Source organism: Siminovitchia terrae, assembly GCF_003605405.2.
Taxonomy (GTDB): Bacteria; Bacillota; Bacilli; order Bacillales; family Bacillaceae_C; genus Siminovitchia; species Siminovitchia terrae.
The window spans coordinates 137,736-161,298 of the sequence record NZ_QYTW02000005.1 but is presented as its reverse complement, the minus strand read 5'-3'; the positions used below and the strand labels follow the sequence as shown (position 1 = coordinate 161,298).

The following is a 23,563-nucleotide window of genomic DNA, read 5'->3' as shown; positions in this document are numbered from 1 at the left end:
GATCGAAACCTCCATATTCACATTTTTTCACAGGATGACTTTTTCTATATGCTTTAAGCCTTCTTTTCTCGCCAAGTTCGATAAACTCTGGGATTCAATAAATCGGCCAACATCAGCCGGGTTCGTCTTCGAATATTCCCTCAAGGCCCAGCCAATCGCTTTTTGAATGAAAAATTCTTCAATATGTTTTGTCCGTTCGATGATAGAAAATAATAATTCCTTGTCGGTCTTTTCCTTGTATTTCAGTTGAAAGAGAATCATCGACCTTTGGAGCCAGATATTTTCAGAGTTTACCCAGTCTGTTCCTCTTCTTTGAACCAATGCCGGACTTTTCGAAAATATCGCTCCGACTAAATGCGAGGCAATCGGATCTACTGTATCCCACCATGATTTTGTAAGGATTAAACTTTCAATCAGATCAACATGACTTTCATCCAGAAGCTTTTTCTTTTTCACTAGAAAATCAACCGCAACATATTGATACTCTCTTTCAGGCAGCTCCCACAAGTTTAAAACATACGATTCAAAGTCTTTAATCGCACAAAGCTCTTGGATGAAAGTCTTCGACAGCTTTTTGCGCTCCGACGCCTTTATTCCAAGAAAAGGGAATAGATTTTTCATATATTTTTTCATAGCTGCAGCATTTTCAGGATTACGGCTTTCTTCCATCTGCATCAAAAATGAAGATACCATTTTTTTATCACCTATCATTTTGTCTCCCTGACTGTTATTCCAGGACTTTCAAGCCTACCGCTCCTGCTATAATAAAGGAAAGAAACAGCATACGCTTCCAACTCGCAGGCTCCTTAAAAAACAAAATGCCCATCAAAACAGCCCCCGCAGCGCCAAGCCCAGTCCAAATGGCATACGCGGTTCCAAGCTGAATCTCCTTCATTGCTAACGATAAAAAATAAAAACCGAACCCGAAGGTCAATATCATGATAAGAAGCCAGAAAAACGACTTTCTTTCATTGTAAATATTAATTGTCATGACGCCAAAAATTTCTCCAAAACTTGCAATGACAAGAAATAGCCAAGCCATTTTATTTTCCCTCCGCTGATGGAGTATTAGTCTTCGATTCTTCCTGTCCGTCTGTTGTTATTTTAATTCCCACTACACCAACGATAATAAGAGCAATTAAAAACACTTTAGATAAAGAAAAGCGCAAGGCGCCCGTCTATCGGCGACAAGCACAAGGCGAATTGCGAGGAGGCAGTTCCTCAGCCACCACAGCAATTTGACTTGTGACCTCGAGCCGATGGCGCCTGTAGCTAGACATATTAAATCTTAATTCGAAAAACATATTTCATCTGTTTTTATATTTTCTTACTCTTTAAAGAAAAGTCAGCTCCGAAAAATATAAAATCAATGAGGACAATCACCGCTGCCCCGGAACCCGTAAATATTGCATACACCGTGCCGGAGGGCAATCTTTTACATGCCTTAATAATAAAATAGAAACTGAAAATGATTGCAACAACTGTTCCAAGCCACTCCCATATTGTTTCGGAATATCTTAAACCGATTACCCAGAACACTTCCACGATTGCCGCACAAAGGACATAGATCCAGGCCATTTTCTTCCCCTTTCATTATGATCTCCCAACTATATATTATCACAGAAGCCGCGGCTATGTTACGTTCTGCACAATATACACAATCGAGTTAGAATGGTGAGATGAAGGATTTGTTGATACCTGAATTAAGAAAGGGATAGACGAGCATCATTCTTATCAGCTGGAAAAAGAGGATATCACGAAAGAAAGCAGCCAAGGCACCTGAAGCGATTGCCGCAAAATGGAAGGTGGAGAATCAACTCCCTCATCAGAGCATCAACTCCACATGCTTGAACTGGCTGAGTTTGTGACAGTGGAAATAAAGAACGGAGATGGGAACGCACGGTATAAGCTGGAATGGAGAGAAGAATAAGAGCGGAGAATGTAATAATCGATTGAGTAACGGCCCTGCTACTCAATCGATTCAGTTTTCCTGTAAATCTGATACATCTGCTGAAGGCAGGATCACCTCAACAATAGTCCCTTTTCCGATTTCACTTTCGAAAGTAACGGTCCCTTGGTGGTTTTTGATGATCTGTCGGCTGATCATAATTCCGAGGCCTGCCCCTTCCTCTTTGTTCGAATAAAAGGGTATGCCCAGACGGGACAATTTCTTAGGTGAAATTCCTGTACCTTCATCTTTTATCATGATCGAGACACCCTCATCCACCTTAGCTACTGAAATGTACAACGTTCCACCAAGCGGCATAGCTTGAATTGCATTTTTTATCAAGTTCAAGAGAGCTTGCTTGATTTGTTCAGGTGAACCATTCACCGATGGAAGATTCTTACCACCGGTCATGAAAACTTTGATGTTGCTTTCCGAAGCTTGTGGATTGATCGTAAGGAAAATGTCACCCACGATGTCCTTTACATTAATCAAAATAAAATCCTGTCCTGGATAAGGCTGCGCAAGCATTAAAAACTCATTAATGATGGATTCGATTCTTTCCGTTTCCTGAATGATCATTTGTTGATATATGTCCGATTTGTCCTGATACATCAACTGCAGGAAACCTTTAATCGTTGTCAGCGGATTTCTGATTTCATGGGCAAACCCAGCCGCAATTTGGCTGCACAGATTCATCTGATTTGTCTTTTCTGCATATTGGCCTCTTTTTCTCCAATAAGTGATTTCACGTGTAAAATTAAGGACTTTCAATACATTTCCAGAAGGATCAGTAATAGGGATAAAGGTTGTCCTTAACCATCTCTCTTCCCCTTTAATCTGATAGTCCATTTCACAAGGGGATGAAGAGGGAGACTCAAATAGCTGAAAAAGCCGATCAGCATCCTCTGGATACAATTTTTCCCTTATAATTGAAGGATTTTTAATAATTTCCTCCATATCTATTCTCCTGTGTCCAGGGAGGGGCGGACTAATATACAGAATTTTTTTGTTCAAAACGTCATATAAACTAATTATTTCACTAGTCTGCTCGGGCACATTCATATCGTTACTTCTATCTTTGGACTCCTTGGCAACCATTGTGATCCCTTCTTTCAGGAAGCTCTTCCTATTTGTTCATTTTAACAGAAAAGAAGGAAGAAAATAACAAATATTGTTTATGTATCGGGAAAAATGATATTCGAAAGTTAATGCTTTTGGTAGTTAATTTTTTAACAAAAATATAATGCGGAGGAAGAAATTCAATTTGTACATATTCTGATCCCATCGGCGTCTGAATGACAGGGAGAATAAGGGAAAAGAGCGTAAAATCCTCAAGAATTTACGCTCTTATTTTTCAATCAAATGCGCCTTGGCGTATTTGCGCCCAGATTTTATCGAGCTTCGCTCGATAAATTTCCTCTGAAAATCTGTGGCATCCGCCGGAGGCTTTAACTTTATTCAGCCGGGGTTTGCCCCCCCACTGAATGGAATACCAATATGCTTTCATCTCACCACTTACAGAAGTGGGAGACTTCTGCTGAATGAAGTTAACTGTTGTCAGAGAAGCTTTTATAAAAACCAACAGCGGAAGAATGAATATTCATATTTACTACTTTCGTTTCTGTGTATTCCAATAAACTGTTCTTACCAAGGTCTCTTCCAAAGCCGCTTTGTTTAAATCCACCCCATGGCAATTGATTATTAACAGAATGGTATTTATTAATCCACACAGTACCTGCCTTCATGCTTTTCGTGACCCTTAAGGTTCTAGAAAAATCATTTGTGAATACTGCTCCAGCTAGGCCATATTTCGTACTGTTTGCTAATCTTACAGCTTCTTCCTCCGAGCTAAACGTTTGAACTGTAACAACCGGGCCAAATATTTCTTCCTGAACAACACTCATGTTATTAGAAACATTTGTGAAAATAGTAGGCTCTATAAAATAGCCTTTACCATAATTCCCTTCAACAATCCGCTTTCCGCCAGTTGCTAAGGTCGCCCCTTCTCTTTCTCCTGTTTGGATAAAGTCAAGCACCTTATGCATATGCGCTTCAGATGCCACAGGTCCCATTTCTACCCCTTCATCCAGCCCATTTCCTACAACAATTTGTTCAGCGTGTGCCGTCATTTTTCCGATAAACTCCTGATAGATATCCTCATGAACTAAAATTCGTGAGCCCGCTGAGCATACTTGCCCTGCTCCTAGGAAAATTCCAAATAAAGCATATTCCACAGTTGTATCGATATTAACATCTGAAAAAACGACAACGGGTGACTTTCCACCAAGCTCCAGTGTTACTTTTTTCATCGTCTCAATGCTATTTGCCATAATCTTTTTCCCAGTTACAGTGCCGCCCGTAAAAGATACCTTATCCACATGTTCATTGGATGTGAGTTCATTTCCAATCACTCTTCCAGCTCCAAGAACCAGATTGACAACACCTGGAGGAATATCTAATTCGGACATAAGTTCAAAAAGTCGTATCGCTGACAACGGTGTAGTCTCTGCAGGTTTAAATACAGACACATTACCGGCTGCAAGACATGGAGCCAGTTTCCAAGCTGCCATTTGAAGCGGGAAATTCCACGGGACAATTTGCGTGCAAACACCAATCGGCTCCTGAATAACGATGCTATCTATTGTTGAATCAAATGTTTCACCTAATGAAGTTCTGACTAAGCCAGCATAATAACGAAAGGCATCGGAAGCCGTTTCAACATCGGAAAGAGCCTCTCTGAGAGGTTTTCCGTTATTCATCGTTTCTAGTTTAGCCAGTTCTTCTTTATGTTCGTCTATAAGACTAGAAATTTGCAATAATAGACTTGCCCGATCCTGTGCGCTAAAGCTTCTCCATGGCCCTTCATCAAACGCTTTCCGAGCTGAGTGAATCGCATGTTTGACATCTTCAACTGTACCTTCAGCTACTACAGCAATTACCTCTCCGGTTGCAGGGTTCAAGATTTCACGTGATTGATCAGCTTGGCTGTTGACCCACTCGCCGTTGATATACATTTTTTTAACGTTAAATGGCATGTTATTTCCTCTCTTATTCTGTTTTGGCCTTAGTAATGTCAAATGCGTAAATAAACTCATCCATTCTCGCTTTGAAATTCCATGCACTATTTAATCCATAGAGGTCAAATTGTTGAAACAACGGTATCCAAGGAAGTTCGTCCCTGAAAATGCTAAGTGCCTCAGAATATAGTGTTTTTCTCTTATCCTGATCTAATGATAAGCTTGCTTCTGTTGCAACCTCGGCCAGTCTCTCATGATGGAAATGTGTAGGATTCCAAGGCTTAGGATGGATAAAAGCATTTCTATATACTTCATCAGGATCAAAGGTGAAATTTCCCCATCCTACATAATACATTTGATCGTACTTATGATCTCTGAAGCGTGATATAAATGGTCCCCAAGGCTGGACATCTACTTCCAATTCAATCCCAATTTCCTTAAGCTGTTCAGCTATGCTCCATGCAATTTCTTTATCCTGTGTAAACCGGCCATCGGGAACTTCTAATTTTACTTTTACTCCGTTCTCATAGCCTGCCTCTTTTAATAATTCCTTCGCTTTTTCCGGATTGTATTCAATTGGTTTTTGATCCTGATCCACTCCAAAAGCTTGTGGATAGACTGGGCCATTAAGCGGGTAACCGCATCCCAATAGTTCTTCGTCTATAAACTTATTTACATCAATGCCGTGCGCAATAGCGTGGCGCAACGTTTTGTTTTTCAATATTTCATGGTTTGTATTAATTCCCATATAAATAACCCCGACACTCGGTGTGCCTGCAACTGTCAGATGCTCATATTGTTGAACGTTTTCCTGCTCGGAAGGAGGGAAGTTTGCGGTCAAATGAATATTACCTTCAATCAATCCCGCTATTCGATCTGAACCATGGGGAACTGCATGAAATTCCAGTACTTCAATATCTGCTTTTCCACCCCAATAATCAACGTTTCTCTCCAAATAGACTTTCCCTGCTTCTCTATCCCATTGCTTGAATTTGAATGGGCCTGTACCACTTGGCTCCTTTGAAAAGCGTTCTTCACCAATGGACTCAAAGTAACCTTTTGATATGATCATTAATCCTGCCAATTGCGCAAGTATATTAGGGTCTGGCCTGTTGAAATTCACTTTTACTGTGTATTTATCCAATATATCTACTGATGTCATGGAGTTGAATCTGCCGGAAGGAGGAAATCTCTCTTCATTAGCAGGATCTACCATTCTCTCAATGGAGAACTTCACATCCTCAGCAGTCAATTGATCGCCATGATGGAATACTGCATCCTGACGTAAATGGAAGACTAATTCTTTACTGCTTTTTTGTTCCCATTCAACCGCGAGATGGGGAACTATTTCCATATCTTCATTCCGTTTAACAAGAGAGTCATACACCTGCAATAAAATATTCGATGTTGTAGTTTCTGAATGAGCAAAAGGATCAAGTGTGGATGCATCTGTCCCTTGCGCAATAACAAATTTTTCCGACATAAGACACACTCCTACATATTATTTATTTTTCAAGAATGACTAATTGCTTATCAATTGCGCCCAGATTTTATAAGCTCCGCTCGATAAAATTCCTCTGAAAATCTGTGGCATCCGCCGTAGGCTTTGACTTTATTCAGCCAGGGTTTGAACCCCCACTGAATGGAAAACCAATATCCAATCATCTCACCACTTACAGAAGTGGGAGACTTCTGCTGAATGAAGTTAAAAAATGAAGGTTGAGTCAATCTCCCATGTAGCATAAACTTCATTTCCTTCTGTAATTTGGAGGCGGATAAATTCCTCTGGGGAGAGTGAGCACATAAAAATTTTATCTTGAACAGCCGTTTTAATACCAAAAAGGTATTTGTCTCCAATAAAGTGGATAAACTCGACTTGCCCTTTAATGCTATTTTTCTTCTCCACAGCTTCAGACGTTTTGGTTAATGCAACATCTTGAGGTCTAACCATTACAATGCTGTCTTTAATTTCTTGCCCTCTGTTTTTAATAGATATCTTTGTATCGTCTGCTAATACTCCGCTTATAATATCGCCATTGTTTTTAACGTCATTTATTTTCATCATATTTGTTTCTCCGACAAAGTCAGCTACGAACGAATCTGCCGGATTACTGTATATTTCAGTTGGCGTACCAAGTTGAGCAATTTTTCCTTTGTTCATTACCGCTATCCGGTCTGATAAAACCATGGCCTCTTCTTGATCATGGGTAACAAATATTGCTGTAAATCCATGTTTCTGCTGTAGTTGTCTTATTTCAACTCTCAAAAACTGCCGCAGCTTAGCGTCCAAGTTACTTAACGGTTCATCAAATAAAACCATGGGTGGGCGTAAAACCAGGGCTCTTGCCAAAGCAACCCGTTGTTGCTGGCCTCCTGATAACTGTGTAGGAAATCGTTCTTCCATTCCGGATAACTGAACGGACTCCAATACATCAGTCACTCTTTGTTTGATTTCAGATGCCGGCACTTTCCGTCTCTTCAACCCAAAGGCAATATTATTAAAAACAGTTAGATGTGGAAAAAGTGCATAGTTTTGAAATACCAAGCCAATATTCCGTTTATGGGTCGGAATGCTGCTTAATTCTTTTTCTCCCAATTTTATGGAGCCGCTCGTTGGTTTTAAAAGTCCGGCAATCATTCTTAAAGTGGTTGTTTTTCCGCAGCCACTCGGACCTAGTAACGAGATAAATTCGCCTTCTTTAATGCTTAAATCCAAATGATCCACGATGACATTTTCTCCGTATTGTTTGCAAAGCTTGCTAATTTCAAAATGGCTCATTTAAAAACTCCTTCCTACCCAAAGAAACTTTTCTTATCAATAAATTTCATACTAATAAGCCCAAGGATGACCGTCCCAATAATTAAAACCGAAGAAATCGCGGATATAGATGGATCTAAGTTAAATTGAATATCTGAATAGATCAGTATCGGTAAAGTAACCACATTTGAACTAGTTAAAAACAGGGCTACAACAAGCTCATCGAACGAGATAATGAATCCAAAGAATGCTCCCGAAATCAATGCTGGTCTGATTAATGGCAAAGTGACTAAGAATGTAGTTAAAAACGGGGAAGCCCCCAATACCCGCGATGCCTCTTCAACTGAAGGGTTCAACTTAGACAAACCTGCCGAAACTGCTCTTATCACATAAGGTATTGTTAATACTGTGTGAGCCAGTATCAACCTGACATAAGCATTGGTAACACCGAGATTGCTGAAAAGAATTAACAGCCCTATTCCCAATAACAAAGTTGGCACGATCAGCGGGGATAAAAACAAAGAACTGATCAAACCTTTAAATTTAAAGTCGTATCTTTTTATGGCCAATGAGATCATGATCCCTAACACCAGTGCAAATCCTGTAGAAACAATCGCAACAATTAAGCTATTAATAAATGGTTGTAAATAACGGCCGTCAGTAAAGACATGTTCATACCAGCTGAGTGTGAAACCTTTCGGCGGAAACACCAAGTATGAGCTGTCACTAAACGACGTTAGAATAACAATCAACAAGGGAGCTGCGAGAAAAATGTAGAAGAATATATTTAATATTTGAAACACTTTAATGGGACGCATTTTTACTCAGCTCCTTGTGGTGAAACTTTTTTCATTGCTTTATTGTAAAAACTGATAATAATTAACACAGTGATAAGAAGGATGACGGAAACGGCTGAAGAAAACGGCCAGTTCAACAGATTCATCGTTTGATTGTAAACTTCTGTCGCCATCACTTGTACTCGTGGACCACCGATTAATGCCGGAGTAATATAGAAACTGATTGACATTGAAAACACCAATAATGTACCAGCCAAGATTCCTGGAATTGAGAGCGGTATCGTTACAAGCCAAAAAACTTTTCCTGGTGAAGCTCCCAAGCTTTCTGCCGCAGACTCTACATTTAAATCCAAGCCATCCAATACAGGGTAAAGAATAAGAACCATAAACGGCAGCATTACGTGTGTCATGGCAATGACTACACCAGTCGACGTATATAAAATTTCAGCTGGTTCTGAGATGAGACCTATTCCCAAAAGGGCTTGGTTAATCAAACCATTTTTTCCCATAATTACCATCCAACCAAAATTCCTTACCACTGCACTCGTTAATAACGGAAGGATAACGAGAAGCAACAAAAGATTTTGATATTTAGGATTTGAGCGAGAGATTCCATAAGCGATGGAATACCCCATAATTAAACAAATGATGCTTGTTGCTAATCCGATCCAGATTGTTCTCCACAAAATTCCTAGATAGTGGGGATCTGATAAAAATCGGAAATAATTCTCTAGTGTAAAGGCCGCTTCCATTCCCGCGCCGGGTTGGGATTTAAAAAAACTGAACAGTACTATTTGTCCCAAGGGGAAGAGAAAGAAAAAGAATAGAACTAGTAGACCTGGAGCCATTAAAATCCAATAAGGGGGTATTTTTTTAGACATCCATTCACCTTCTTACAAATATTAGAAAGGGCAGCACCTGCCACTGCCCTTAGTGCTATTACTGGCTGATCATTTTATTCCAACGGTCTGTCCAATCATCTTTATTATTATTTGCTACTTCCCAATTCAGGTCGACAAGGCTATTTACAGCTTCTTCTCCGTACGGCATCACTTTCGCTAATTCCTCAGAGATTTCCACATTTTTATTTGTTGGTGCAAAACCAGTTTCTTCTGCAAAAGCCTTTTGAACTTCCGGTCTTAAAGAATAGTTGACGAATTCTTGCGCCAATTTTGGACTTTCTGTCCCTTTAACTACTTGCATATTAATGAATACCGCCATTGCTCCTTCGTCAGGAATGACAAAACCAATAGGCTGACCTTGTTTGCTAAAGTTAAAGGCATAACCAGCATCATATGGTGCAATCACGACTTCTTCCTGTGCGAACAAATTCCCCATGTCTGGTGTTGTAGCTACAACTGAAGCTGTATTTGGTAGTAAAGTTTTAATTTTTTCAAAACCCGGATCAATATTTTCTTCATCGCCACCGTGAAGCTTTGCCATCATAGCGAGGAATTGTAATCCATAGGTGTTGGAGATATCAACTAATCCCACTTTTCCTTTATATTCTTTTTTCCATAAATCTTCCCAAGAGGTTGGTGCTTCTTTCACAAGTTCTGTATTATATAGTAATCCCAGCGCATCGAATGCAATGGCAGGACCGTAATTTGTTTTCTTTGCATTGTCATAAAGCTCGCCTGTATTCTTAACGATATCGGAGTCTATCTCTAAAATTAAATCCTCTTTAGCAGCTTGAATTTCCTGTCCGCCGGAAAATTGAACGACGTCGATTTCAGGTGCGTTCTTCTGTGCTCTTAGCTTAGCCAGGGCATCAGCGGAATATAATGTAACCACTTCCACTTCTGCGTTAAACTCTTTCTCAAATGGTTTGATCAGATATTCCATTTGGGCTTTTTCATAATCACCGCCAAAGGAAGTGACTACTAATTTATTAGGCTCTTCTCCTCCACCATTATCGGATTTTTCCGGTTTTGCATCATTGCCGCATCCAGCTAACACCAAACTGCCTGCCAATAATAGACTACCTAAAGCTTTTTTCATACTCTTGTCCCCTTTTATATAAATTTTGTTTTGCTTCATTAATTAACCATTTAAACAAACCTATTCCTGAACTCTTTTCTTCCTTCATCATTTCCGGATGCCATTGAACAGCAAGAATGTCGTTTCTTCCTTTCACAGCAATTGTTTCAATAATGCCATCTTTGGATTTACCGATTACTTCTAAACCCTCTCCCAGCTGTTCAATTGCCTGATGATGAACACTATTAACCTTTAGCTGATGGTGAGAAAAAATCTTTTTTGTAAAATCGTTCATCACGATTTCTACTTCATGAACAGATTTTTCTCTATCATCTACCACCCAATGATTGATGGGTGTCGAAGTGGAATCATGTAAATCAATGTATAAAGATCCCCCTTTGTAGACATTTAGTAATTGCATTCCTCTACAAACAAATAAGATGGGAATTTCTTTAAGTAGTGCCTCTTTAATTAAATTGAATTCATATTGATCTCTAGCATCTGAAGCCGGAGGATAATCATTCTTATAATCCAAATAATATTTCGGGTGGATATCTTCTCCTCCGGCAAAAATAATGGCATCCAAATCAGCTAATTGATCTTTTATTGTATTTGGATTTACGATTGGTAAAAGAATGGGTATCCCGCCAGATTGTTCAATTGATTGAACAAAATCATAACTGAAAATTGAAAGAGCTTGTTTCGGTAACCCTTTTTTAATTCCTTCCTTGTTCTCAATACTGGAAAGGCTATAACCAGAGATTCCAACTCTGATTTTTTTATCCCTCATCATAACACCTCATGGAGTTTTTCTTATGTTCGTTTTCATTCTCTAATAATTTCTTCAAGCTTATTAGTTGTGCCGAAAATATGATCATACATTACTTTTTTAGCTGTACTTTTATCTTGTTTTTCTATTGACTCTATGATGAACTGATGTTCCTCATAGGTTTTCTTTCTGACACCCTCATTAAAAGGCAGAAGATCCAAAGCTGGGTTGATTTTGGTCCTAATCATGCGAACTGAATTTTGGAAGTAGATATTATTAGCTATTTCCGATATTTTCAAATGAAATTTCACATCGTTCGATCGGAATTCCTCCCGTTCACAGGGAGCAGATATTTGATTATTTAATTGATTGAGTTCCTCAATCTTTTCCTCGCTAATATTTAAAGCAGCCATTTTAGCTGTATATGGCTCTATAAAGTTGCGGAATACAAAGATATCTTGAAATTCATCCCACTGGTTAATCAAGCTTTCCTTTGTTTTCTCATGTATCTTTGCTGTTAAAGGAAGAATAAAGGTCCCACCTTTAGCGCCTCTTATCTGCTCTACCAATCCCTCCTCCTTCAATCTTTGAATAGCTTCTCTAACAGTCAGTCGACTCGCATTAAATATGCTGCACAATTCTCTTTCTGGTGGTAATTGCTCTTCAGGCAAAATTTCCTTCAGAATAATCGACTCTTTTAATTGTTCAAAAATGTGATCGCTTACTTTTTGAGCAGAAACATGCTTTAAACTAGATAAATCCGGATAATTATTAGAAGTCACTATATACCTCCTTATCAAGTGCGCCTTGGCGTATTTGCGCCCAGATTTTATCGAGCTCCGCTCGATAAATTCCTCTGAAAATCTGTGGCATCCGCCGGAGGCTTTAACTTTATTCAGCCGGGGTTTGGACCCCCATTGAATAGAATACCAATAGGCATTCATCTCACCAGAGACTTCTGCTGAATGAAGTTAATGGTTTAACGTTTGAACCTTATACCAAATAATAAAACATAGGAAAATATTTTGCAAGAATTTTTTTTACTTAAAAAAAACATAATCAGTTCCAAGATTACTTTTATGTGCAAATGATCAATAAAAAACCCGAGTCCATATTAACAAGGACCCAGGTTGTATAAAAAATTTTCCCTTTATTCTACTGTTTGGTAATCATTGTCTTTAGCCAGCAGTTTGGCTTCCTTTCAACAGCTTAGCCCATTTAGTAACCATTTCCCTGCATAACTGCGTTGAATATAATAGAGATGGCTTAACCTTTCGATCAATGTTACCTAAAAAACTAGGGCTCTGCTTTAATATCCATTCTTTCTCTTTATCCACCCAGCTATCCAAAATGACTTCATTTACTTCTGGGTGAAATTGAAACCCGTAAATATTATCTTTAATACGAAATGCTTGATTTACACAATCAGTACCTGATGCCAAAAGGGTTGCTTCCTCAGGCAATTCAAAATAATCTTCATGCCATTCCATAAATGAAAAAGTGTCTGGAAATTTGTTAAATAATGGATCTTCCCTTCCATCGTCGGTCTTTTTCAACTCCGTTATCCCAAATTCCGGCTTGGACATTTTCCTAACCTTTTTATTAAAAGAGCTTGCAATCAGTTGGGCACCAAGGCAAACACCCAGAATCGGCCTATTGCTCTTGTAAAAAATTTGAATGGCTTTTTTGGCTTCTGTAAGAAATGGAAACTCTGCATCATCATTGGCACCCATCGTTCCCCCAAGTATGATTAAACCGTTGTAATTGCTATATTCTTTCGGAAGCCTATCGTTTTCCTCCATCCGGAAAATCTCATAAGTTTCCCCAGTCGAATCTAATGCTTTAATAATTTCTCCAGGCGGAGCAAGATTGACTGGTTGGATGACTAAAATACTCACTACACTCCCCCTTCCTTGAAAAATATGTTCAATTTTCAATCACTGATATATTGCGATAATTTAATAGACTTCCCTAGTTACTCCTTTCTTTGTGGCAACATTATTTAGCTGAAAAACTATTACATCTCATTTCTCAACATCTATTCTAAGTTTACTGAATAGTCTTCCAAAGACACACTTGCAGACTAGCACATTCACTAAATTTGGAGTTTCAGATAAATTTTAATTTACGCTTTTATACGGGACCATATTCTATAACAGATCAATCACATGACCATTATTAACTATTCCGCTATATCTTTATCCAGTTTTTTCAGTCATATTATAATTTCCTATGGAATATAGCAATCTATCGAGATAAATTATGTACCCCATTTATTATTCCACTTTAATGTTGTAGCAATTAAAACTTTTATTGTTTGAAAATATGATTCAATATCCACACATTCATTAACCCCGTGAATTCTTTCAGATTTTGGACCATAAATAATCGCAGGAATTCCCTTTCCGGCATAAAAAGCAGCATCTGAAACAGCAACAAACCCTTGGAAGTCTGGTTCAATATTAAATTCTCTATGAGAACTACTGCATGTTTCAACTAGTAGGTGATCTAGAGATGTATCTACTGGTGGGAAGGAAATGCCTCTGATTCCCCATTCAATCGTAGGAACATGATCCCTCAACCAATCATCCGTCAGAGAAACTTGTTTAATGAAATTTTCAAATTCTTCTTTTACCTCTTTTTCGCTTTCATTAGGCAAAAATTTAAGGTCAAACTCAATGATACAACTATCGGGAGTGATAGCAGGATTAGTAGTAATTTCCGGACCTTCCTGGCCTTTGCTAGCCCCTCCAATAATAACACCTGGATTTATAGTGGTAACTCCATAAGGTAATAGAGGATGCGACTTTTTCCGAGCCCAAGTTCTTTCAAGATCTTGAACAGCTGCTATAATCTTCGTTGCTTTTTCAATTGCATTAACTCCTTCTCCGCTATACCCTGGATAAATATCACTATACCTCCAGCCCGCATGGGATGAGACACCTTCAATATGAATCCGAACCCATTCTAATCCTCCTTCCGTAGGATTAATGATATTATCAGTTGGTTCGGTTACAATTACACCACCCCCACTTGAATATTTTTCTAGGACTGCCCTTGATCCGCTACCTCCTCCTTCCTCATCTACAACAACATGGATTTGTAAATCATTCTCTAGATAAATTTGATGATCATGTAAAAACTTTGCGACAAGTAAATTCGCGGCGACTCCAGCTTTCATGTCTCCTGATCCACGGCCGTATAGCTTACCGTCCTGGATTACTGGATCCCATGGATTCGTATTCCATTTATTTAAATCCCCTGGTGGGACAACATCAATATGACCGTTTAATATTAAACTATTGCAGGGACTTTCACCTTTTAGTATGCCGACCACATTCGGCAAATCTTCTTCAACTTCCCAGTAATCTACTGTCATTCCATGTTTAATCATAAAATCTTGAACATATTTTTGTAACTTAATGGTTTCTTTTCTGTCAGCTGTTTTTGAAAATTTCGGATTTATTGTCTGAAAACGAACCAAGTCTTCTAATATCCCTATACATGTTTCCCTCTGACTCTCTAACCACTGCTCAATGATTGTTTTCATTTAAAATCATCTCCGCTATTCATTTTACAAATATGAAAATTCAATACTTACCATATATCCTATAATCATAGTTAGAAAAACATCAAATGCGCCTTGGCATATTTGCGCCCAGAATTTATCGAGCTTAAGCTCGATAAATTCTGTGGCATCCGCCGGAGGCTTTAACTTTATTCAGCTGAGGTTTGACCCCTCATATGCATTCATCTCACCACATACAGAAGTGGGAGACTTCTGCTGAATGAAGTTAAAACCTATCCGAAAATACTTGCAGTTCCCAATCACTAATATATTGCGTGAATTTTATTGATTCTGTTCTTTTAACTTTAATAAACTCTTCCCAAATCTCTCTTCCAATAGACTCCGCAAGAATCGTATCTTCCTCCAAAGCATCAATTGCCTCATCAAGAGTACGTGGAACCCAATTCACTCCTTTTTCCAACAACTCAACCTCACTAAGGCTACTTACATCCACATCCATTGGCTCTCCAGGCTCTATTTTATTTTTAATCCCGTCCAATCCAGCTGCCAATAAGCATGTGGTTAATAAATATGGGTTACAGGTTCCATCTGCTCCTCTAAATTCAAATCTCCTCTCTCTTCGCTTTTCCGGGATTCGAACTAAAACTGAACGGTTGGCAGATCCATAACAAATATGAGCTGGGGCCCAAGAACCAGGTTGCATACGCTTATAGGAGTTGGCGCTGGGGGCACCAACGGCGATCAGTGAACGAGCGTGTTTTAATAAACCTCCAATAAAATAATACGCTTCTTCAGAAAGATCAAATCCTTTTTGGTCTGTAATATCCTTAAATAAATTGTCACCTTCCTCATTATAAAGACTTATATGAACGTGGAGGCCACTCCCTGCCAGGTTGGAAAACGGCTTGGGCATTAATGTCCCGATCAAATCTTGACTTCGTGCTACTTGCTTAAAGACATGCATAAATGTTACTTGATCATCTGTCGCCTTTAGCGATGGAGCATATTTAAGATTAACCTCCACTTGTCCGGGGCCATACTCACTCGAAATTTGCTCCGTCTCAACTCCCATCGCTTCCATTGAATAAACAAAAGACTGTATAAATTCCTCTTGTATGTCAATGCCATCAGAAGAGAAACAATGACTGTTATCAGCAGGAACTCTTTTTCCATTCTCTTCTTTTAATAAATAAGCTTCCTGCTCATATGCCATATAAAGCTTTCCACCTAAAGCAGTTTCCAATTCTTTTAAAAGCCTTTTTAAAGCGCCTCTCGGACACCCTGGCCAAAGCGAACCATCTACATCTACCAAGTCACACAACATTCTGGCTGTATTTTTTCGATAGGGCAGGATAGCAAATGTTTCAGGATCCGGGACCGCAAAAAAGTCACCGTCATTCGCCCCATACATTGGATTGGGTATATATTCATCAAATACGTCAAAGCTCATAATAGCTGTGCTAAAGTTTACTCCTTTTTCCATTGCAGCCCTGAGTCTATTTTTCCGAATCGTTCTTCCCCTTGTAACACCTGCATAATCTAAAAATTCAATTCTAATAAACTCAATATTATTTTCTTCTACTTGTTTTAATACATTTTCTATTTGTGAATTCTTGTTTGCTGTCAAGTTCATTTGCGCTCTCCTTTTTATCTGATAAAAGCATACTCGGTGAGTATCTTTGCACCTATTGGGATTACTTTTTCTTTAAAATGAAACTTCGGATGATGTAAATCAAAAGCTTCCTTATGCATTTCCCGAATACCTAAACGAAAATAACAACTGGAAACTTTATCTGCAAAAAAGCCAAAATCGTCAGCGCCCATAGAGACGTTACTCAGTTCGTTGATATTCCCGGTGCCGATGATTTTTTCCGCCGCCTTCCTAACTTTTTCAACGGCAATTGTGTCATTCATGATTGAAGGAATGCCATCATCGTAATGAATATCCGCTTCTCCCCCATACTGTTTTGCCATTTCGGTAACAAAGGAGATGAACCTTCTTTTTATTCCTAGTCTTGTCTCTGGGAGAACAGAACGTATGGTACCTTCCATTCTTATTTCATCTGCTATTACATTCCGGGCGTTCCCGCCTTCAATTTTTCCCACATGAATAACTAGTGGATCAGCCGGATCCTTCCATTTTGCTGTAAAATATTGAAGGGAGCGTATGATTTCAGTACCGATCGAAATAGCATCTATTCCTTCATGAGGCCTGGCCGCATGGCCGCTTTTTCCTTTGATCGTAATATCAAAATCATCACATGCAGCTGTAACCGGTCCTGTTTTTATTCCTATTGATCCAAGTGGAAGCTTTGGCCAAAGGTGGAGGGCCACAACCTCTTCAATTTCAGGCTGCTGAAGTACCCCTTCGTCTATCATGAATTTTGCCGCACCATCCGCCTCTTCTCCCGGCTGAAAAATACACCTGACCATCCCCTTTAAATTGTGCCTATATTTCCATATATGGTAGACTGTGCCCAACAAGATCGTTGTATGGCCGTCGTGTCCGCACGCATGCATGACTCCTTCTCGTTTTGAGGAAAAAGCAAGTCCGCTTTCCTCATGTATAGGCAGTGCATCGATATCGGCCCTGAGTGCAAGATTTGGACCATCTCCGGCTTCCCCCAATATGTCAACAACAACGCCTGTATCTGCCATCACTTTAAACGATATGCCCCAGTTCTCAAGGCACGACTGGATATATTTGCTGGTTTCATATTCCTTGAACGATAATTCCGGATATTGATGAAGATGCTTCCGGATCTCAAATAATTCCTCGTCAAGATTCTGATCCCACTTCCATGATGTATGTTCTTTCATGTCATTCATCCTTCCTGCATAATGCCTATATCTACTAAATTATCAAATGCGCCTTGGCGTATTTGCGCTCAGATTTTATCGAGCTTAAGCTCGATAAATTCCTCTGAAAATCTGTGGCATCCGCCGGAAGCTTTAACTTTATTCAGCCGGCGTTTGAACCCCACTAAGTGGAATACCAATACGCATTCATCTCACCACTTACAGAAGTGGGGGACTTCTGCTGAATGAAGTTAAATATAGTCACTATATACCCGTTCAAAGTTTTTATACATCATGTGTTCAGCAATTTCGACCGCCATATCCTTATCGGTATATCCCTTTTCGATCCAGTCCGTAAGCACCCGTTCAAAGCATTCCTTGAATAATAGAACCCCAAGCCAGTTCATTTCCGGTACAGTGAAAGCGTCTGATCCGTACATGACTTTATCGAATGGGGCCAATTCATACACTTGCGATATGATTCGTTCCACTCCATGCCCGACAAATGGATTCTGTAATGAAATATCCAGATATACGTTTGGTAAAATGCTCGTTATGAACGCAGCTTCCTCCATCCATGGATATCCTCCATGTACAAGATGTACTTTCGTTTCAGCATATTTTTCCTGACGCAGTAAATCGATCAAGAACGATGGGCTTGCTTTTGGAAGTACAACTTCCCCGTCACCGAAACCCGTGTGTATATGTAAAACTTTATTGAAATTCGTACACTCCTCCATTGCCACATGGAGGCAATAATCTCTCAACTCTTTCGCTCTGGCACGGTCGTTTAGACGGAATTCTTCATACTGATCTTTTGCCATTTGTTCATTTTTATCTCCAATTTCCAAACCGCTCCGGTAGGCAATAATGGTTTTTAACCCAACAACATGCTTTCGATTTAAGGCTTCCTTAAGGTCTTCCCGGTAAGCCTCGATAAAGGCGCCAAAAGTTTCGTGGCTTTCACGGAGTCTGACCATGACGGGCTCGATTCGATATACTTCCCATATAGGAACTCCCGTTAAGCGTTGATAATCATCTTTGGATAACGGCGGAGTGGGATACCCAAAGTCAACGACCATTCCTTCAAGCTTTGCATTCTTGAATAGATTTTGTGTAAAGGCGGTAAAGTCTTTGGCCTCCTCGTTTCTTCTGGCAACCACTTCCTCAAGTATAGGTTGGCATCCAAAATACCTGGCAAGCCGCTGTATAGTTATCTGCATATACATGTTCATGCCCGGAAAAATTTTTGTGGATGAAGCTTCTTTGGCTTTTTTAAACATATTCGGCAACACAGACAACGACAGTTTCCGCAAATACTCTTCGGGTGAGTATGGTTCCTCATTCGCAATATAGGGGTGGCAATGCACATCAACTGCTTTTATAGAAGTCAAATCAATTTTGGTCATCATGTTCCTCCTCTTTGAGAACTATATTTTACTTCCTACCAGCCGGCATATTGACGGACTTTATCCATGTTGACATTTCCTCGTTCAACATCTGCCATTGCCTGATCAAGAATGGCAACAGCTATGTCAATTTCTTTACGATTGATAATAAGGGGCGGTGTAACTTCAATGACATTGCTATGTACACCTACATAAAACACAAGTAATCCAAGCTCAAAAGCACGATAGCATACAGCAGCAGTTTTTTCAGATGCGGGCTTTTTCGTAACCCTGTCTTCTACAAGCTCAACGCCCAAAGCCAGACCTTTCCCACGAACATCTCCGATGATCTCGTGCTTGGTTTGCAAATCGAACAGTTGCTTCTTGAAATACTCGCCTTGTTCTATCACATTCCCAATCAATCTTTCTTCCTCAATAATCGATAGATTCGTCAAGGCTGCTTTTGTACTGATTGGGTTCCCGCTTGACGTAAATAAATGAAGAGCATTTCCGCAATCCAAAATTTCTTTTCTGGCAATAACAGCACTGATCGGAACCCCGCCTCCGAGTGGTTTCCCCAAAGATACAGCATCCACTTCTATTCCACTATGTTCAAATGCAAACCACTTGCCCGTTCTACCCATTCCCACTTTCACTTCGTCAACAATTAAATAAATACCGTGCCTGTCACACAACTTTCTAAGTTCAGGGAGAAAATCATCCGGCGGAACGATTACGCCGCCGTCACTCTGGATTGCCTCAATAATGATGCCGGCTGTACTCTCTGGCGGACAAATCGTAGTAAACATTTCATTTTCAATATAATCAATGACTTGCTGGGTCAGACTTTCCGTTCTGCCAAAAGGCGGGCGATATGGATTGGGATATGGGGCCTTAACAACGTTTGCCCCGCTGACAAAGCGTGCTTGGGCCGTATGTCCAGATAAGCTCAAGGAACCCATAGTCTGCCCGTGATAGGAACCCATGAACGAGATCATCCGGGGACGTTTGGCACTTATCGGAATTAATTTTGCTATACAGTCATTTGCATCGGAGCCGGTCAAACCGTACCACACTTTCTTCTTAAATTCTCCTGGAAGCATACCAGCTAGCTTTTCCGACAGTTGAATCATTTGATTATCCGGGATTGTAATATTAGAAGAAAATGAAAGAGTCTTATATTGCTCCTGAAGCGCTGAAGCCATTTTCTCGTGGCCATATCCTATATTTGCAACGGCCCAACCAGCGGAAATATCAATATATTCATTGTTTTCGAAATCACGCAGCACCACACCTTTTCCACTTTTTACAGCAAGTGGGTAAAAGCGGATTTTTAATGCATCACTTACGTACTGGCGATCCTTTTCCAACCACTTTTCAGTTTGGCTCATCATGATCCTCCTTCGCTAACCATGAGATGGACTGTCGTTGTATTAGAACCGGCGGCTTAGTTCTACCCTTTCCCAATCAGTCACATGACGTGCTGCTTTTTCAACTTCAGTCCTCTTAACCTTGATAAATTCTTCCCAAATATGCCTACCAAGCATTTCTCCCAATTTTTTATTTCCTGCTAGTTCTGTAATTGCTTCATCCAAAGTACTTGGTATCCACTCAATGCCCTGACGTTTCATTTCCTCTTCAGTCAATATTCCGGCATCCGAACTTAACGGCTCTCCAGGATCCAGCTTCTCCTTCACACCATCCAACCCAGCGGCAACTAATGCGGCAGCCAGCAAATAGGGATTGCACGTACCGTCAGCCCCGCGAAATTCAAAGCGGCTTCCCCTGCGTTTTTCCGTAACACGAATTAAAGTAGAGCGGTTTCCTGCTCCATAACACACCTGTGCAGGGGCGAAAGATCCCGGATACAGTCGCTTATATGAATTAATGCTCGGCGCTCCTATTGCTACCAATGAGCGGGCATGTTTCAATAATCCTCCGACAAAGTATCTTGCCTGTTCTGTTAGTCCAAGCGGGTCGGCAAGATCTTCAAACACATTTTTTCCGTCATTATTAAACATGCTTATATGGACATGCAGGCCGCTCCCTGACAAATCTTGAAAAGGTTTTGGCATGAGCGTTCCAATCAAACCATTTTCAAGCGCAATTTGTTTAAAAAGCTGCATAAAGAGTACCTGTTCGTCGGCTGCCCTGACAGCGTGAGCATATTTCAAGTTAATTTCAAATTGTCCAGGCCCGTACTCGCTCGATATTTTTTCAATTTTTACCCCAGCTTCTTCCATGGCTTTAACAAATTCATGCAAAAACTTTTCCTGCATTTGGATGCCTTCTATGGAAAAACAATGGGTATTGTCTGCTGAAACGAGCTTTCCGCCTACTTCGTTCAACAAATAGGCTTCCTGCTCAAATGCCAAGCTCATATTACCGCCAAACTCTGCCTCAGCTTCCTTCAGCACTCTCTTAAGAGCCTGTCTCGGACACCCGTGCCATGGCTCACCATTTTCATCAACAAGATCACAAAACATACGAGCAGTATTCTGCCTGTGAGGTAAAATGGCAAATGTAGAAGGATCAGGGATGGCAAAAAAATCCCCGTCTCCGATTCCATACATTGGGTTTGGAATATATTCATCAAAAGCATTAAAGCTCATCATTCCTGCAAAAAAATTCAGTCCCTGATCAAATAAGCTGTCCAGCTGATCCACACGAACCGTACGTATTCTCGAAAGTGCAGCGTAATCCATGTAGCCAATATCAAGAAACTCAATATCATTTTTTTCAATCAATTGTTTAACTTTTTCTTTTGTATCCAAGATTGGACCTCCAGAACTCTTAGTTTATTTGTACGATAGATCAAATGCGCCTTGGCGTATTTGCGCCCAGATTTTATCGAGCTCCGCTCGTTAAATTCCCTCTGAAAATCTGTGGCATCCGCCGGGGGCTTTGACTATATTCAGCCGGGTTTTGAACCCCCACTGAATGAAGTTAAATGGTCCCACTTGTAACAATAATAAAATTCAAGGGGAGAACAGTTTATCTCCAGTCAAATGACTAAATGACTTTCTCTTGATCGCTACTTTTATTCTGATCGGCCTTATAGTAGATTTTATAGAAGATGAATAGCGCTACGATCCAAACTAGCCCTCTGACCAATGTCATAGGTGTTCCCAGGAATGTTCCGTAGAAAACAATCCCAATACCGATAAGCCCTAGGATTGGGAATAATGGAAATAAAGGCTGTTTCCAAGCAAGTTTTTCCACTTCGTTCTTGCATTTTTTTCTATAAAGGATTGCAGCAACTACAGCCAGCGCCCAAGAAACAATCCATGCAAATGTCAACTGCAGTGAAAACTCGACATAAATCAAATCGGGATTAACACTCCCAATCAAAATAAAGACAACCGAACAAATCCAAATGAAAACAATGCCGTAGACAGGTGTGCGGGTTTTCGGATGCAAATAACCAAAAAACTTCGGTAAATACCCTCTTCTTGCCTGCGAAAAGAAAATCCGAGACGCCGTGTAGAACGTCCCCATTAAAATACATGTTGCTGCAGCAATCCATGCAACTAAATTAATGATAAAAGCACCTGCATATCCAAAGACGATGTTGGCGGCTTCAGTAAAGGGCGAGCTGTCTATTGTCACTTGATCCCATGGGATAATTCCTTGAAGGACAATTTGAGCAACTGTATAAATGATAAGAAACGTAACACTCGACCATATTAAGGCTCTTGGCAAGTCTCTTGGGTTAACAACTTCCGACCCTGCGGTCACTATTGACACTGCTCCTAGATACGCATATGTACCAAGAGGGATCGCACTTAAGAATCCGGAAGTGCCATAAGGCATCCATTCTTTGAAATTATCCACATTAATATCTTTTATCCCAATTAAAGCGAACAATAGCATTCCTGCTGTCAACAGCAACACAAGATATAATTGGGTTTTTGCAGCAATTGATGTTCCATAGATGTTTAAGATTGCAAATATGCTTACAAAAATAATTGCAAATATGGTTGTCCATACTTTTCCAGTCAACTGAGGGAAGAACCAGGAGGTAATCGTCCCTAGGGCCATACTTACACCACCGCCCGCAAGGACCCAGCCAGCTGCAAAAGCAAATCCGGATAAAAATCCCCACCACTTTCCTAAAAACCGTTCAACCCATACAGACATTCCCCCGGCAAACGGCATGCCAATCGCTATTTCTGCCAATGCGATCATTAAAAAGAATTGAAACAGCCCAGCAATAAAATAAGCCAGAACGGCACTCGGTCCAGCCGTAGCAATTCCTTCTCCAATCAAAAGAAAAATCCCATCACCAACTACTGCACCGACACCCAATGCCCAAAGATGCCGGAACTTAAGATTCCTTATTGGTTCAATTTCCAATAATTGTACTTTTGCCATGTCCACACTCCTCCCTTTTTGAAAGCGTTCACAAATATATAATCAACAGACAATCACTTTCTAATATTTCATATTGCAAAAGTTATGCCAGATATTTTTCTCTTATATTTAGCGGTATTTATATGAATAGCTAGACTTTTCACCGAAAAATTCTTTTCGTAGAAAGATATTTTTCGAAAAATATTTGTCTTTCCTTTCGTATTA

Annotated in this window: 22 protein-coding genes; all 22 read right to left on the bottom strand. The window is 40.0% G+C overall.

All coding sequences use genetic code 11. The features are described from left to right. Window positions 1-27 precede the first annotated feature (27 nt). The gene (locus tag D5F11_RS07870; RefSeq protein ID WP_120117538.1) at window positions 28-693 is read right to left on the bottom strand and encodes a DNA alkylation repair protein; all 666 of its coding nucleotides are present in this window, start codon (window positions 691-693) and stop codon (window positions 28-30) included. A 34-nt stretch (window positions 694-727) separates the two neighbouring features. After that, window positions 728-1,042 (bottom strand): DMT family transporter, encoded by a 315-nt coding sequence (locus tag D5F11_RS07865; protein ID WP_120117502.1) that lies wholly within the window; start codon window positions 1,040-1,042, stop codon window positions 728-730. Between the two features lie 275 nt (window positions 1,043-1,317). Beyond that, window positions 1,318-1,578, bottom strand: coding sequence for a DMT family transporter (locus D5F11_RS07855; protein WP_120117503.1), 261 nt, complete (start codon window positions 1,576-1,578; stop codon window positions 1,318-1,320). A gap of 403 nt (window positions 1,579-1,981) precedes the next feature. After that, complete coding sequence (locus tag D5F11_RS07850; protein WP_185830567.1) at window positions 1,982-2,905, bottom strand: PAS domain-containing sensor histidine kinase; 924 nt, start codon at window positions 2,903-2,905, stop codon at window positions 1,982-1,984. A 397-nt stretch (window positions 2,906-3,302) separates the two neighbouring features. After that, window positions 3,303-3,455, bottom strand: a complete 153-nt coding sequence (locus D5F11_RS26150; RefSeq protein WP_185830566.1) for a hypothetical protein — start codon at window positions 3,453-3,455, stop codon at window positions 3,303-3,305. Between the two features lie 40 nt (window positions 3,456-3,495). Continuing rightward, window positions 3,496-4,983, bottom strand: a complete 1,488-nt coding sequence (locus tag D5F11_RS07845; RefSeq protein ID WP_120117505.1) for an aldehyde dehydrogenase family protein — start codon at window positions 4,981-4,983, stop codon at window positions 3,496-3,498. A 13-nt stretch (window positions 4,984-4,996) separates the two neighbouring features. After that, window positions 4,997-6,448 (bottom strand): ABC transporter substrate-binding protein, encoded by a 1,452-nt coding sequence (locus tag D5F11_RS07840; protein ID WP_120117506.1) that lies wholly within the window; start codon window positions 6,446-6,448, stop codon window positions 4,997-4,999. A gap of 50 nt (window positions 6,449-6,498) precedes the next feature. Then, window positions 6,499-6,693, bottom strand: coding sequence for a hypothetical protein (locus D5F11_RS07835; protein ID WP_126646521.1), 195 nt, complete (start codon window positions 6,691-6,693; stop codon window positions 6,499-6,501). Then, window positions 6,671-7,744, bottom strand: a complete 1,074-nt coding sequence (locus tag D5F11_RS07830; RefSeq protein WP_120117507.1) for an ABC transporter ATP-binding protein — start codon at window positions 7,742-7,744, stop codon at window positions 6,671-6,673. Before D5F11_RS07830 ends, D5F11_RS07835 begins: the two co-directional genes overlap by 23 nt. 14 nt (window positions 7,745-7,758) lie before the next feature. Then, entirely contained in the window at window positions 7,759-8,541 is a 783-nt protein-coding gene (locus tag D5F11_RS07825; RefSeq protein WP_120117508.1) for an ABC transporter permease, read from the bottom strand. Window positions 8,542-8,543: 2 nt separating this feature from the next. Next, window positions 8,544-9,401: an ABC transporter permease gene (locus D5F11_RS07820; RefSeq protein ID WP_120117509.1), complete on the bottom strand. Its 858-nt coding sequence runs from the start codon at window positions 9,399-9,401 to the stop codon at window positions 8,544-8,546. A gap of 58 nt (window positions 9,402-9,459) precedes the next feature. Next, window positions 9,460-10,521 (bottom strand): ABC transporter substrate-binding protein, encoded by a 1,062-nt coding sequence (locus D5F11_RS07815; RefSeq protein WP_185830565.1) that lies wholly within the window; start codon window positions 10,519-10,521, stop codon window positions 9,460-9,462. Further along, window positions 10,502-11,290, bottom strand: a complete 789-nt coding sequence (locus D5F11_RS07810; RefSeq protein ID WP_185830564.1) for a gamma-glutamyl-gamma-aminobutyrate hydrolase family protein — start codon at window positions 11,288-11,290, stop codon at window positions 10,502-10,504. The genes D5F11_RS07815 and D5F11_RS07810 overlap by 20 nt, the downstream gene beginning before the upstream one ends. 35 nt (window positions 11,291-11,325) lie before the next feature. Next, window positions 11,326-12,213 carry a FadR/GntR family transcriptional regulator gene (locus tag D5F11_RS07805; RefSeq protein ID WP_120117512.1) on the bottom strand — a complete coding sequence of 296 codons (888 nt, stop codon included), beginning with the start codon at window positions 12,211-12,213 and terminating at the stop codon, window positions 11,326-11,328. 234 nt (window positions 12,214-12,447) lie between these two features. Beyond that, window positions 12,448-13,167 (bottom strand): type 1 glutamine amidotransferase, encoded by a 720-nt coding sequence (locus tag D5F11_RS07800; protein WP_185830563.1) that lies wholly within the window; start codon window positions 13,165-13,167, stop codon window positions 12,448-12,450. 362 nt (window positions 13,168-13,529) lie between these two features. Next, window positions 13,530-14,819, bottom strand: a complete 1,290-nt coding sequence (locus D5F11_RS07795; RefSeq protein ID WP_120117514.1) for a M20 family metallopeptidase — start codon at window positions 14,817-14,819, stop codon at window positions 13,530-13,532. A 244-nt stretch (window positions 14,820-15,063) separates the two neighbouring features. Next, a complete protein-coding gene (locus D5F11_RS07790; RefSeq protein WP_120117515.1) occupies window positions 15,064-16,431 on the bottom strand; it encodes a glutamine synthetase family protein in 1,368 nt (455 codons plus the stop codon). 14 nt (window positions 16,432-16,445) lie between these two features. Then, a complete protein-coding gene (locus D5F11_RS07785; protein ID WP_120117516.1) occupies window positions 16,446-17,618 on the bottom strand; it encodes a M20 metallopeptidase family protein in 1,173 nt (390 codons plus the stop codon). A gap of 230 nt (window positions 17,619-17,848) precedes the next feature. Beyond that, window positions 17,849-19,006 carry an amidohydrolase family protein gene (locus tag D5F11_RS07780; RefSeq protein ID WP_120117517.1) on the bottom strand — a complete coding sequence of 386 codons (1,158 nt, stop codon included), beginning with the start codon at window positions 19,004-19,006 and terminating at the stop codon, window positions 17,849-17,851. A gap of 35 nt (window positions 19,007-19,041) precedes the next feature. Then, window positions 19,042-20,376: an aspartate aminotransferase family protein gene (locus D5F11_RS07775; RefSeq protein ID WP_120117518.1), complete on the bottom strand. Its 1,335-nt coding sequence runs from the start codon at window positions 20,374-20,376 to the stop codon at window positions 19,042-19,044. 42 nt (window positions 20,377-20,418) lie between these two features. After that, complete coding sequence (locus D5F11_RS07770; protein ID WP_120117519.1) at window positions 20,419-21,759, bottom strand: glutamine synthetase family protein; 1,341 nt, start codon at window positions 21,757-21,759, stop codon at window positions 20,419-20,421. 238 nt (window positions 21,760-21,997) lie between these two features. After that, window positions 21,998-23,359: an APC family permease gene (locus D5F11_RS07765; protein ID WP_120117520.1), complete on the bottom strand. Its 1,362-nt coding sequence runs from the start codon at window positions 23,357-23,359 to the stop codon at window positions 21,998-22,000. Window positions 23,360-23,563 lie beyond the last annotated feature (204 nt).